Below are 13,809 nucleotides of genomic sequence, written 5' to 3'. Positions count from 1 at the left end.
TGAACTCACATCACAGGGATTATAAAGTGCAGCGATACTTGCAAATAACGTCATTATCTTTTCGTCTTCATTTGCTACTTGGCCTGAGTTTAGTGACATCGGGGGCGATGGCCGCCGATAACTTGTTAACGCTTTCAGTGAACGGGGTCGACGAAGCCCTAAAGCGTAATATTCTCGCCCACTTAGGTGCTATGCCCGACTCCGAAGTGCAGCGCCGAGCCTTCTTATTTAACGTGGAAGACAATGTCTCCACCGCCCTCGAGTCCATGGGCTATTACCATGGTGAAGTGGAAGAACAGTTAGTCGAAAAAGAAAAAGGCCCGTGGGAATTAAAGCTCACGGTCAAAGCGGGTGAACCGGTAAAGATCCAATGGGTTGATATTAATTTCTCCGGCGAGATGCTCGACGATCGCGCCTTCGATAAGTGGCTTGCGGAGGTGAATATCAAGCCTGGGGATACACTCAACCATGGAGTGTATTCCGATGTGAAATCCCAACTGGTGACGCTTGCCCTCGCGAGGGGGTATTTCGATGGCGAATTCACCGAGTCGCAAATCAAAATCAACCGCGATTTAAACACGGCGCAAATTAGCCTGCATTTTAACTCAGGCGCACGTTACCATTTTGGACAAGTGAGCTTTGAGGGCCATACCTTAGAGCCGGATATTCTCACTAAGCTTATCCCCTTCAAGGAAGATGCCGCCTATTCGACCCGTCGGGTCAGCGCCCTAAACCGCCAGTTGCTGGATACGGGCTATTTCGCCAATATCAAGGTCATACCGCAGATCGATCAGGCAAAGGATAACCAGTTGCCCGTCAAGGTGGAGCTTACCAATAAGGCCAGCCACTCGATAGAATTAGGTCTCGGTGGCGATATAGGCCAAAGCGCCGATAAAACCTTCGACCCTAGGGTGCGGGTCACTTGGCGTACGCCACAAATCAATAAATACGGTCACTCCCAGGAGACCAGTTTAGAGTGGTCGCCTGACAGGCCTAAGTTTTTAACCACTTATACGATTCCGCTGACTCATCCCTTAGACGATCAACTGAAAATTCGCCTAGGCTTGCTGCGGGATAAATACGGAGTAACCCAGATTTACGAGCCCGAGAACCGCGATTTTCGTAACACAGGCCAATTGGAGTCGACTAAGTATTTGCTCGGGCTACTCAGGCAGCAACGCTTAGATAATCAATGGCTGATGACCTATTCCCTCGATGCGATTCGCGAGGAATATACTCAGTCCGATACCGATTACAGCCCCAGTTTTTATCTGGCGGGAATCAACTTTTCTAAAACGACCCGTGGGGATAACTCACTCGATCCCAAGTCTGGTTTCAGGCAAATGTATAGCCTAGATTATGCCGATCCTTATCTTGGCTCCGAGACACGCCTTGCCCGCTTACAGGCCAAGTTTAAGTGGATTGACACCTTTTTTGATAACCACAGAATCGTGGCGCGTATGGATCTCGCCGCCAACCTAGCCAATGAAAATGAGCTGGCCTTTATCCCACCATCACTGCGCTATTTTGCCGGTGGCGACCAAACCATACGTGGTTATGGCTATCAAGAACTTGGGCCTTATCTCGATTACATCGATGCCGATGGCAAAGTCAATCGTGAAGTTATCGGTGGTCGTTATCTCATGGTCGGCAGTTTGGAATATCAATATTACGTCACCCCAACTTGGCGTGTTGCTACCTTTGTGGATGCGGGTAACGCCTTTGATAACAATCAGTTTGAACCCGTAGTCTCAGTGGGTGGTGGTATCCATTGGATCTCCCCCATTGGCCCAATTAAGTTAGATTTAGGGGTTGGTTTGAAAGAGACAGACACCATTGACCGTTCATGGCGCATTCACTTAACCATGGGGACAGAGCTATGAGCAAGCCCCCTATTCATGAGCCTAATGCAACAGCTCAACAAGAGAATCAAACCCCTGAGCAATTGTCTTTGGAACAAAATCCAACGTGCGTGCAGCCCAAAACACTTAAGCTGCGCATTTGGCAAATATTTAAACTCTGCACGCGGATTATTGTTTACGTTCCCTTAAGTCTTTTGGTGTTAACGGCATTACTGCTCGGGACTGAAATTGGCTCGCGGATAACGGTGGGTTTAGCCGATAAGTTTGTGCCCGATCTGGCGCTCACCTACACCTCTGGCTCGTTAAATAAAGATCTCACCTTAGCCCACGCCAGTTGGTCGATGGATGGGATTAAGGTCGAGCTCAAGGATTTACATTTGGCATGGCAACCCACTTGTCTGCTACAAAAGCAGCTGTGCGTGAATGCCTTAACGGCGAGCCAAATCGATGTCAATATCGATACCGAGGCCTTAAGCTCAGGTTCCACTGAAGCAGACGTTACCCCCGAAAATGATCAGCCGAGTGAACTGGTTCTGCCCTTTGGCATAAAGCTCGACAGCGCCGAACTGAACAACATCAATATTGCGGTCGATAAGATGCGCTTTTCGGCAAATCATATTCAGACCGCTGCAACTTGGTTTGCCGAAGGACTGACGGTCGAGCAGCTTAGCAGTGAAGGCTTGGCCGTGTTAATTCCAACCGACGACAGTCCTGCGCCAGACACAGATCCTCAAGGCGCAGGCACTCAAGCTACAGGTACTCAAGCCACTGACACTCAAATCACAGGCACACAAGTCACTGACACCAAGGCAGCCGAGACAGCTGCAACTGCAGCGGCAAAAACCACGACCGCAGCGGCGACAACTCAGCCTGAGACCGAAAAATCAACAACCACAGTGGCGACTGCAAGTGCTAAAGCTTCAGCGGACAAGCCAATTGTCGAAAAGAAACCTTCTACGGAAACTGCCGCAAATCCTCAAGCAGATAAACAAACGGATGAAAACGCCGATAAGCAAGCATCTACAGAGGAATGGGCACTTGCCCATTTACCACAGGTTTTTATGCCTTTCCCGGTGGATGTCAAGCACCTCAGTTTAGACAACAGCCGTTTACAGATTGGTCCGCGCGAAGATCTATTTAGTCATATTGAGCTTCAAGGTCAATTTGCCAAGTATCAGTTAACTCTAGAAAAACTGCTGCTTGCCCATAGTTATGGCGAAGTGTCTGTGGTGGGTCAACTCGCCCTCGAACAGGACTATCCGCTCGCGCTTGAGGTTCAGGCCAATGTCACTCAGGTTGCCGAGTTGCCAGAACTGACCCATCAACAATTAAGCCTAACCCTTAGCCAAAGCGTCGGACAACTGGGGATCCACGCCCTTGCCAAAGGGGATGTGGATTTTAGTCTCAATGGACAATTGACCCTCAAAGATCCCACGCTGCCCTACAAGGTGAAACTGGAAAAAGTCCGCGCACAGTGGCCGCTGCAACATGCCGAGTATCTTGTGAGCGACCTCAATCTCGACAGCCAAGGCTCCCTCACTCAACAGGCCGCGACGCTCAATGGAAATGTCATCACACCTTTCCATAAAGTGTTAGCCATTAGCAGTGAGCTTCATCATCAGGGTGCAAAGCTCGATATTAAGCAGTTTACTGCGAAGGGCGAACTAGGTTCGGTCGATGTGACTGGTGAGCTAGATTACGCTAAGGCGATCACTTGGAAAGCCAAGGTATTGCTCGATAATCTGAAATTACAGGAAATCACACTGCCGGAAACTGCACAGACTCCAGAATCAACACCTACAAAGGACGCTAAAGCACCGAGCACAAATACCGATAAGCCAGCGCCAGCAATAACAAATGCTCCCGCTCCTGCGACAACAACTGCAGCTGCAACTACAAATGCAAAAGCAACTACAACTACAAGTGCAAGTGCAAGTGCAAGTGCAAGTGCAACGAGCAGCTTGCCAAACAGTTTAATCTCGGGCCAATTGCAGACCACCGGGCGCCTGTTAGATAAACAGTGGCAAGTGGCTCTAACGGACACCCAACTGTCAGGCACAATGCAGGGTTATCCGTTTGATATCACAGCCGATGTCAGCATCAACGATAAACTGTATATCAGCGCCAAAGGTGTCAATGCCAAGGTATTGGGTTCCACCTTAACCTTAGCGGGCGAAACCAACAAAACCTGGAACCTTGAGGGTAAACTGCAAGTCCCCGATTTCGGTTTATGGTTGCCCCAGGCCAGTGGTCAATTGCAGGCCGATATCAATGTCACTGGGGAAGAGAAACATCCACAAGTCGAGTTAACCGCGCAACTGGTCGATCTGGTGCATCAAAATATTAAGCTCAGGGAGTCAACACTCAAGGCTTACTATAAGCCTTTGGATGCCCATGAGTTTGCCCTATCACTCAAGTCAAAGGCACTGCAACTTGGCTCACAGAGTTTAGATACCGTGACCTTGGGCAGTAAAGGCGATATTCAAAACCAAAAATTGACTCTCAGCGCCACAGGGGATCTTGGGCTCGAGCTTGGCGTCACTAGCCAATACGATATGAAAAAATCCCAACTGCAGGCGCAGGTGAATAAAATCAACTTGGCAACCCCCGTCGGACGTTGGGAGATAGATAAGGATATTCTTGTCGGCTGGGATCAAAATAAGTCCAAAGGCAATATCAGCCCCTTCTGTCTAGTGAATCCCAACAGTAAGGTTTGCCTCGATAATCAAGTGACTATTGGCAAAACTGGCGAGGCTCAGCTCAGTTATGCGGGCAATCTAGGCAAGCTATTAGTGCCTGTATTACCCAACAATATGCAGTGGGATGGCAGTTCTTCACTGTTGGCAAATTTTGCTTGGGCGGCGGGACGTAAACCCACGGCCAATGTCGACTTTAATTTTACTCCCGGTAGCATCAAGCTTAAACGAGCCAAAAACCGTGAAGTCACCATTAATTATCAACAACTTGATTTCAAAGCTAACTTAGACGCTAAACGACTCCTCTCGTCAATTAGCTTTGAATCGGAAGATGTCGCCAGTTGGCAGAGTGAGGTCACGGTCAACGTAACGCCGGACAGAACCTTGTCGGGTTACGCCAATATCAAGCAAATTAACCTGCAACCTTTAGGTGAGTTTTTCCCGCAGCTCAATACTCTCGAAGGCTTGCTCACCAGCAGATTAAACTTTGCTGGCACCTTGGATGCGCCAGAAGTGTCGGGCAATGTGTCCTTAACCCAAGGCGCCCTCGCATTGACGGCCAACCCTACGCTTATCAATAAAATCGACATGTCGATGGACTTGGGCGGTCAACAGGCATCCCTCAAAGGCCGCTGGATGATGGGCAATGGTTTGGGGCGTGTTACGGGTGATATGCGCTGGCCTCAGGGCCAATTCAGTGGCGAGCTTGCAATTAAGGGCGACAAATTAGCCGTGATCCAACCGCCACTTACGCTACTTGATGTCTCGCCCGATCTCACCATCGCCTTTAGCAGTCAACAGCTCGAAGTTAAAGGGGTTGTCGATGTGCCTTCGGGTAATATCAAGATAGTCCAACTCGCTGAAGGCGGTGTTGCCCTGTCGGAAGATGTGGTCTTCGATGACTCGATTGCCGCGGCGCAACCTAAAGCTAGCCCCTATGCCATTGTGGCGGATCTAAACATTAATGTCGGTAACGACTTAAAAGTCGATGGCATGGGCCTTAAAGGTAAACTGCAAGGAACCTTAAAACTGCAGCAACAGGCGTTCCGCCCACCACTGCTATTTGGCGATATTAAAGTCAAACAAGGCAGCTATAAGTTTATGGGACAAACCCTGAAAATCCGTACCGGTGAAGTGCAGTTTGTCGGCCCGACATCCGTGCCTAACTTAAATATCGAAGCTATTCGTGAAATTAAGAGTGAAGATCTAGTCGCGGGTGTCCGTGTCACGGGCACGCCCGCCCGCCCAGTGGTAACCCTGTTCTCTAACCCTGCTAAGGAGCAAGCAGAGATCCTGTCTTACATTATCAAAGGCAGCGGCTTTAACAGCAGCAATAACGAGCAGAACAATTCGTTGATGATGGGAGCGGCGCTGGGCTTAGGTTCACAGGTCGGCGGCGGTGGCGCCATCAATAACATTGGCAGTACCGCCACTGGGATTATTGAAGAGTTTGGCTTCTCTAACGTACAACTGGACACCAACGATGAGGGCCGCGTGGCGATCAGTGGCTTTATCGGTGATAACCTGATGGTGAAATATGGTGTTGGGGTATTTAACCCAGGCTATGAGATGACGGTCAGATACTACCTGTTATCGCAACTCTATCTGGAAACGGTATCAGGTACCTTAGGCCAATCCCTCGATATCTATTACAACTTCAATATCAAGTGATGCTCCCCCGCGTAGTTAGGTTGCGCGGGGATAATTTTATGTTCTTGTTCGTTAAAAAACAGCCACAAAAAAAGCGCCCTATAGGCGCTTTTTTGCTTCAATCACGCGATTAAGCGTAAACGAAGTCAACGTGCTCGATCATTGGCTTGAACGCGTGACGTTGCATAGCTTGTGCACGAACACCTACTTCTTTGCCATCTAAAACGATAGTCACAACAGAAGTGTAGAAGTCTTCGTTAGTTTGAATGTTGATGATGTCTTTGTGATCAAAAACAATAGAAACTGGCTCTTTGCCTGCGCCGTAGATAACAGCAGGAACTTTACCTGCATGACGTAGGCGGCGGCTCGAACCTTTCCCTATTTCAGTGCGGGTTTGTGCTTGGATAGTGTAAGACATGTGTTTCTCACTTAAATTTAGAGTAAAAACCGTCACCATTTTCGACCAATGGTGACTCATATAAAGCGCGCGCATACTAACACAGTTACTCAGCAGGTACAAGAACAGCCCCACTCTTAAACCTGAATGATACCGAGCGGCTATCGTTATAAATCACAAAGAGTATTTATTGAATTGGAAAACTTGTTTGTAGCCTGTTAAATAGCCGAAGCGGCTTTGATCTGAATCAAAAAACCCGCGATCTTGATCACACTTAAGCCAGTCGATGCCTGCTAAGCTCGGGCAAATTTTGTCACTTTAGTCTTGTCAAACATGCGTCACGAGCTGTATTTATTGCAACAAGAAAATCGTCTTTCATGCCAATTAGCCCGTGAACTCGTCTCACTTATCGAAACTGTACCCTATCAGCAGACCACGATCGAATTGAAACTGTTAGAACTGCTCGCCTGCACTCAACAAAAAAATCGTAGCTTACTGATGTTGATGCAGCTTTGTGAATCATCCGCGGTTGAAGGCCAACGACTCAGGCAATTTAAGTTTTCACAGTGCCTCAATCAGCATGTGAACGACTGGCAACAACACCGGGAAATGAACAAGCTTGGGCAACTCTTTTTGCCGCTGTTAAAACATTATTTGCAGGATATTCAAGCACTCGAGCTGCAGTTTTATCAGCAGCTCTCAGTGCAAAACGATAAGACTACCAGTGGCGGACTGGGCCACAGTCAACATGCACAAAACCTGACTTAGGGTAATAACCCACTCCTCCTAATTTAAGCGATAACGCCGCATCACGAAGGGTCTTTAGGTTCACACCCGGGATAGCGATGTCCATTGCCATGCCTTGCATGTGATAACTTTTCTTTGCCACCCCACTGCTCTTACCCGCCAACATGGCGTTAGTCTTGGGCGAACGATAACCAGAAATCACATGGATCTCATTCTCCGTATTGAGGGTGCTCTTGAGGGTGTAAAGCAGATCGAATAAGCGTTTATCCATGGGCGCCGCCACATTCTGGCGATGATCCCGCAGCAAGTGACTAAAATCATTCAACACTTCGCTCTGGTAATGGCCGTCAATCCAATAACTGCCATTGTTATGCTCGCCCGTGTGGCGATTGTAGAGGCTGAGATCGCGAACCCCTTTGGTCGACCGACTTGCAAACGCTTTAGAAGGAATTAAAGAACACAATGCCACACCACTGAGGCCTAACAACAACTGCCTACGGGCAGGACAAAGTAACGTCACATCATCACCTTTTGTTCGTTTTTTGGACACTAAAACCGCAAATTATACTGAATCGCCATTCAGATCAAGCCTTGACTGGCTCACAAGATTTCAGATTTCAAAATCTCTTAAAAGTTCAGGTCGTTATAGAATGTAAAAAATTGCTGCAGGCACCGCCTGGGTAAACTCAACTTCTAAGTGATAAATATCATTGCGATATTGAATTTGCCCAGCATCATCAAGCCATGCTGTCCAATAAACCGTGTAGACAGGCATGGTATCTGACAGCGCAAACCATTGGGATTGAGTGGTATTAGGCGTTAATTTGTCCCAAAGGCGCGTATCTTTAACTAAGTGAGTTTGAAACCAGCGGGCCAGCTCCTCGACCTTTTCAACCCGAATGCAACCCGATGATAAGGCCCTATCGGTCTTTTTAAAGAGACTTGGCTCAGAAGTTCCGTGCAAATACACACTAAAACTGTTGTCGAAATGAAATTTATATCGACCTAAGGCGTTTTTCGCCCCGGGGCGTTGCACTAAACGATAGGGAAAATGGCTGGACGCTAACTCTTGCCACTCCTGCGGCGAATGTTCGACTCGCGCGCCGTCATAGTCGTAAACATCAAACCCGCGGTCCTGCAGGTAATGACCATCTTGGCGTATATGGGGCATGATATCGCGCCGCACTATGGTGCGCGGTACGCGCCACGGTGGATTGAGCACCACGCTGGAGATATGACTACTTAGCAGCGGTGTTGGCCGCGATGCTTTGCCTACTATCACTTTTGAATTAAGGATCACCTTCCCCGCTTCGACGAATTGCAGCTCAAATGCAGGGATGTTTATCACCAGATAGCTTGCAGGTAAGGTGCGAGTAAAAAGCTGCTGCCTAAGGGTATTTTTCGCCAGCAGCTTTGCCCGAGCATAGGGAGATTGATTAAGCCAATACAGGGTTTGTTTACCTATCACCCCATCCGCCTGTAAGCCATGCTGGGTTTGAAAGTTTTTGATCGCGCGAACCAGTTCATCATCATAAGGCATGGAATTGTTATCAGTTGCAGCCTGCTCAGTCCGTGCAACCGTTCCAGCATAAGTTGTTGCGTTTGGTGAAATTCGGTCTGACTCAATGTTTGGATCAATGTCTGACTTAATGACTGGCTTAGATCCTAGTTCAGATACTGGCAAAGCTGCTTCATCGGCTACAGACTCGGAAGCCGTGCTAGGCATCTCTGCTAGAAAACCTAATAGGAAAAGGCGCTGTGCAATCGGCGCAATGAGCGGGCTCTCTTGCCCTGGACTGAGCTTATCTTCAAGGATGAGTGTCTCCCACGAAGAGGATTCCGCTAACGCCATCAATTGCTTCAACTTGAGGACCACAGCGCGAAAATACGTATCCTTAGGGATCAGTGCTGCCGATAGGCATGGCGCAGTGCATTCAGCTTGGGCATCAAGATACTGCCAATAGTTATCCAATTGCAGCTGCATTTGGCGAAGCTTCAATTGCTCCTCGTTATTCAGCGCCCTATGTTGCCACTGGATCAACTGTTGATAATTGGCGCTAAAAACCGGGCTAACATCGGCAAGACTCAAGAGTAAGGTTTGCCCTAGAATTTGCTCAACTGCAGTGTCTGGGTCAGCGACTTCAGCGGAGGGCGTAAGAGCGGGCTGTTCAACCCTTTCTGCTTCAACGCTTAAAGGTGCTGTTACCAGTGGTTCGGCGGCATAGGATTCTATGACTGCAAGCGAAAGTCCCATCAACAATGCACCGAGTGGCCAGCGCTTAAGTGAACTAAAGCTGCGGTTGGATGTATTAGGATTTAGCGTTAATCGACTCACAGGCATCATAAACGTCCCCTGTCACAGCAGATTCTTGACCGTAAAATTACCGCAAGTGCAAACATCGACACTCAATTCACCAGTAATCTGTGTTCACTATAGCTGAAGCCGTTGCCGAAATGCAGGCGAGCAAAGGGATAAAACAAAAATGCCACTGACAGACGTCAGTGGCATTTCAATTATTTGACAACAATTAAGCCCATTAAGCGAGGTGAATTATTACCCTAAAAACGTGTTACCTAGCAGAAAGAGACCAAGTCTTCTGGCACAAACTGCTCTGGCAGCTTTTGCAAGCTTCGCAGCATCAGCGGATTGGCTAGCACCAGCGCCATCTCCTGACGGTTAAATAACGCCAAGGCACTCTGTTGGCACTGCGCTTCATGCACTTTTACGTGCACAATAGCTTCAACCGGTTCAATGGGTGTACCCGCCGCACGCAGTGGCTGCTTATCAACCATAGCTAAATGCAGTTCCATTAACGCTGGATCTTTTAACACTTGCGCTAATGTCCAAGGCTGCTCGATATGCGCCTGATAAGCGGCACGTGCCTCTTGAGCACGAATACAGATAGGCGCAGGATTACGCTCCTCTGGCGTGGCCAAAATGCCAATGCGTTTAAAGAACTCACCAATTTTGATTGACCCCGTCCACGCCGAAATCGGCACGGCTAACCACAGACCAATCAAGGCGGGGCTCATCCACGCAAGCAATGTTAAGGAGTCCAAAATCGCCGCATAACCTAACATCACGCCCGCCAGCATATGCCAGCGGTGGCGATAGATCAGGGTTAACCAAGGCATGCTGCCATCGTCACGGCGCTGTGGAGACCAGCCACTGTCACGCCCCATCAGAATCGACATCACCGCACCGCAGTGGATAAACATCATGATAGGTGCGATTAGCGCAGAGAGGATCACCTCAAAGATCACGCTCAAAATCGCCTTGATGCGACCACCGACACTGCGGGCAAAATTTCCATCTTTTAGCAGCAATAATACGCCGAAAATCTTAGGTCCAAACAACACGCCCATAGTGATATAGAACAATCTTAATGCCCTATCCGAGTCCATGATTGGCCATGTCGGGAACAGCGAGAATTGGTCGGTAAAATACTCAGGACGAATAAAGTGTGCCTGCAACGCGAGCATCAAACCAGTCAGAATCAATAACAACCAGAATGGCGATGACAGATACGCCATAATGCCCGTCATTAAGTGCAAACGGCTGACCCAGTGCAAACCTTTAGTTGGCAGAATACGGGAATGCTGTAAGTTACCTTGACACCAACGGCGATCGCGCACGGCTAAATCGACAATAGATGGCGGACATTCTTCATAAGAGCCGGGTAAGTCGTAGGCAATGACCACACTCCAGCCCGCACGGCGAATCAGCGCCGCTTCGACAAAGTCATGGCTTAGGATATGACCACCAAATGGCGGTTTACCCTTAAGGTTTGGTAGACCTGCTGCGCCCATAAAGGCTTCGGTACGAATAATAGCGTTATGGCCCCAGAAGTTACCTTCTTTTTGTACCCACCAACCAAGCCCCGTACCAATCACAGGACCATAAATACGCGCCGCAAACTGCTGCAGACGCGCCATTAAGGTGGTGCCATTGATGAGCGATGGAATCGTCTGGATAAGTCCGGCGTCAGGATCGGCCTGCATACGTTGTGCTAAGCCAGTGATGGTCGATGACTCCATCAAACTGTCAGCGTCCAGCACCAATAAGTGATCGTAGCGAGAGCCCCATCGGCGGCAGAAATCCGCCACGTTACCCGCTTTACGCGCCACGTTCTTACGACGGCGGCGGTAATACACGCGAGAATGTTTATGGGTTTCTTGGCGTAGCACTAAAAACGCCTGTTCTTCTAACAGGGCGATTTCAGGATCTGTGGTATCACTTAAGATAAACCAATCGAATGCATGGCCATGCCCCGTTTGGGATAAGGCTTCCGCCATCACTGATACCGCGGAGAACACCCGATCAGGCGACTCGTTATAGGTTGGCATCAAAATCGCGGTGCGGGTATGTAGCTCAGTCTGTTCAAGCTCGTTTGGCTTGGGCTTTTTCAGCAACATGAAGAAGCCTGCGATACCACTACAAAACGCCAAGGCAATCCAGCAGAAATTAATCGCAAACAGCGCCAACATCAGATATTCGAGGGGAGTGATCCCTCCGATACTGAATACAGCGCCCATTTCGTAGATAGCAAAAGCAGACAGCGCCAGAGCTCCGCCCACGACAAAGAATCGACGGGATACCTTAGAACGTACACCATTGGCAACGGTGCTACGACGCGGAAATCCTTCAGGCATTTGGCTTAAGCTTTGGGGTTCCATTGCGCCAGGCCTTTCATTAGGCATGGCGCTACCACCCACGAGCACTTCAGTCTCAAGAACCGAATTCTCGGATACAGTCATATTATGTCGCTCCGTCATGGACCTTAAAGCGTCCAGCGATAGAGCCAGGTTTCAACCTGACGCGGTGTTGAGAACTTGAGTTCGGCACGTAATTCGATAAGTTCCTTATCTTCTGGCTCCAACTCAAACGCGAGGCGATAACCATTGTTGGCCGCGTTACGCGCAATAACCACATTTGAAATCACCCCACCGGAAGACTCAACCTTCGCGAGCGGTAATTCATCGGGCATGGCGCCGTTAAGATGATAATCCACGACAAACAAACGTCTTGGGGTCGCTTTTGCGATGTCGGCACGACCACTGGCTGTACGACTCACCACGACAGAATTGGTTTTCGCCACTGGCTCCTCGCCCCAGCTCATACGGTAAGCAAAATGATATTCGCTGCCCGCAGGAATAGGCTGACGCGGCTTCCAGAAGCTCACGATATTATCATGAATTTCTGATTCTGTTGGAATTTCTGTCAGAACGACCGCACCTTGTCCCCAGTTACCCACAGGTTCAATCCACAAACTTGGACGACGCTCGTAGTGGGCTTCGAGATCTTGATAAGAGGCATAATTGCGTTCACGTTGAATTAACCCAAAACCCTGTGGCGAGTTGTCAGAAAATGCACTTACCTGTAATTGGCGTGGGTTAGCCAGTGGGCGCCATAGGTGCTCACCGCGGCCGTTAAACATTAACAAACCGTCTGAATCGTGGACTTCGGGTCTAAAGTCGTCGGTATCATGGCGGCCATTGAGTGAATGTAAGAACATGCTAGTACTTGGCGCTAGACCCACTTTGCTGAGTTCGACGCGAGGGAATAATGTCGCTTCAACGTCAATTTGGGTGTTGTCACCAGGACGCACCGAGAAGCGATACGCACCCGCTACACTTGGGCTATCGAGCAATGCATGAACCACGATCAGGTTGCTGTCGTAGGAAGGACGTTCAACCCAAAATGCGCGGAAAATCGGGAACTCTTCCCCTTCTGGATCTGCGGTTTTCAAGGCTAAACCACGGGCAGATAAACCATAGGAGTTACCTTTACCTAAGGCACGGAAATAGCTCGCACCTTGGAACACCATCAACTCGTCATAAACGCCGTTGGTGTTTAACTGGTTATGAATGCGAAAGCCTGAGTAACCAATGTCATCATTTGGCAACGCTTGAGTGATAACCTCACCCGCAGTGAAATACTTAGGCTCGTAGGCTAAGTGAGTCGCTTGGTTAGCTTCAACAATGGCAATTTCGATTAAATCTTGGAAATAGAAGCCACGGTGAAACATTTGCATTTGGAAGGGTAAACCTTGATCGCGCCAAATCGACGAAATCGGGTTAAAGCGAATGTCACGGTATTCATCGTAGGTTAACTTAGCGAGGCCTGCTGGCAGCGGATCCTTTAGTACCACATAGGGTTTAGAAGCCAACTTGCGAGCTAACTTCACGACTGAGTCGCCATCAAAGGTGCCCGTTTTAGTAAATCTCACTTGATTTTTGTTCGCCGGCTGAGCCGTCGCCTTAGGTGGACTCACCACAGGTGTGGCGGGTTTGTTTTCAGCAGGCTTTGTCTCTTCAGCAAATGCCGAGCTCGACAGCGCAAATGCTGCGCTAAGCGCCAGTGAGCAAATGAGTGAAGAAGAAGGTTTAAACGATTGGCAACGCAACAAGCTAACCATAGGATAGGTAACCTAAAAATAAACTAAGAAATCAACGT

At 48.9% G+C, this 13,809-nt stretch carries 8 protein-coding genes; 3 read left to right on the top strand and 5 right to left on the bottom strand.

The features are described from left to right. The first annotated feature begins 26 nt into the window (after positions 1 to 26). Positions 27 to 1,883 (top strand): autotransporter assembly complex family protein, encoded by a 1,857-nt coding sequence (locus tag N7386_RS09990; RefSeq protein ID WP_086904890.1) that lies wholly within the window; start codon positions 27 to 29, stop codon positions 1,881 to 1,883. Beyond that, on the top strand, positions 1,880 to 6,229 hold the full coding sequence (locus tag N7386_RS09985) for a translocation/assembly module TamB domain-containing protein (RefSeq protein WP_279768239.1): 4,350 nt from the start codon (positions 1,880 to 1,882) through the stop codon (positions 6,227 to 6,229). The genes N7386_RS09990 and N7386_RS09985 overlap by 4 nt, the downstream gene beginning before the upstream one ends. Before the next feature lie 109 nt (positions 6,230 to 6,338). On the opposite strand, the gene rplY is transcribed toward N7386_RS09985, so the two are convergent. After that, entirely contained in the window at positions 6,339 to 6,626 is a 288-nt protein-coding gene (gene rplY, locus N7386_RS09980; protein WP_011622605.1) for a 50S ribosomal protein L25, read from the bottom strand. Between the two features lie 312 nt (positions 6,627 to 6,938). Here rplY and N7386_RS09975 point away from each other — a divergent pair, with 312 nt between their 5' ends. Next, on the top strand, positions 6,939 to 7,373 hold the full coding sequence (locus N7386_RS09975; protein ID WP_011716892.1) for a hypothetical protein: 435 nt from the start codon (positions 6,939 to 6,941) through the stop codon (positions 7,371 to 7,373). On the opposite strand, the gene N7386_RS09970 is transcribed toward N7386_RS09975, so the two are convergent. The 4 genes from N7386_RS09970 to N7386_RS09955 form a co-directional block, all read right to left on the bottom strand. After that, the gene (locus tag N7386_RS09970; protein ID WP_011622603.1) at positions 7,324 to 7,872 is read right to left on the bottom strand and encodes a DUF882 domain-containing protein; all 549 of its coding nucleotides are present in this window, start codon (positions 7,870 to 7,872) and stop codon (positions 7,324 to 7,326) included. The genes N7386_RS09975 and N7386_RS09970 overlap by 50 nt on opposite strands. Positions 7,873 to 7,995: 123 nt before the next feature. Then, positions 7,996 to 9,696, bottom strand: coding sequence for a L,D-transpeptidase family protein (locus N7386_RS09965; protein WP_126513055.1), 1,701 nt, complete (start codon positions 9,694 to 9,696; stop codon positions 7,996 to 7,998). A 230-nt stretch (positions 9,697 to 9,926) separates the two neighbouring features. Then, complete coding sequence (gene mdoH, locus N7386_RS09960; RefSeq protein WP_011716890.1) at positions 9,927 to 12,110, bottom strand: glucans biosynthesis glucosyltransferase MdoH; 2,184 nt, start codon at positions 12,108 to 12,110, stop codon at positions 9,927 to 9,929. A 23-nt stretch (positions 12,111 to 12,133) separates the two neighbouring features. Beyond that, positions 12,134 to 13,771 (bottom strand): glucan biosynthesis protein G, encoded by a 1,638-nt coding sequence (locus tag N7386_RS09955; RefSeq protein WP_011716889.1) that lies wholly within the window; start codon positions 13,769 to 13,771, stop codon positions 12,134 to 12,136. Between the last annotated feature and the right edge of the window lie 38 nt (positions 13,772 to 13,809).

This window comes from Shewanella sp. GD04112 (assembly GCF_029835735.1).
Taxonomy (GTDB): Bacteria; Pseudomonadota; Gammaproteobacteria; order Enterobacterales; family Shewanellaceae; genus Shewanella.
Note: the sequence above shows the minus strand (reverse complement) of the source record. Positions and strands in the feature narration are given on the sequence as shown.

Excerpts from the sequence above, each read along its gene's own strand:
- N7386_RS09985 (WP_279768239.1), top strand. The coding sequence starts at position 1,880 with ATGAGCAAGCCCCCTATTCATGAGCCTAATGCAACAGCTCAACAAGAG.
- rplY (WP_011622605.1), bottom strand. The coding sequence starts at position 6,626 with ATGTCTTACACTATCCAAGCACAAACCCGCACTGAAATAGGGAAAGGT.
- N7386_RS09975 (WP_011716892.1), top strand. The coding sequence starts at position 6,939 with ATGCGTCACGAGCTGTATTTATTGCAACAAGAAAATCGTCTTTCATGC.
- N7386_RS09965 (WP_126513055.1), bottom strand. The coding sequence starts at position 9,696 with ATGATGCCTGTGAGTCGATTAACGCTAAATCCTAATACATCCAACCGC.
- mdoH (WP_011716890.1), bottom strand. The coding sequence starts at position 12,110 with ATGACTGTATCCGAGAATTCGGTTCTTGAGACTGAAGTGCTCGTGGGT.
- N7386_RS09955 (WP_011716889.1), bottom strand. The coding sequence starts at position 13,771 with ATGGTTAGCTTGTTGCGTTGCCAATCGTTTAAACCTTCTTCTTCACTC.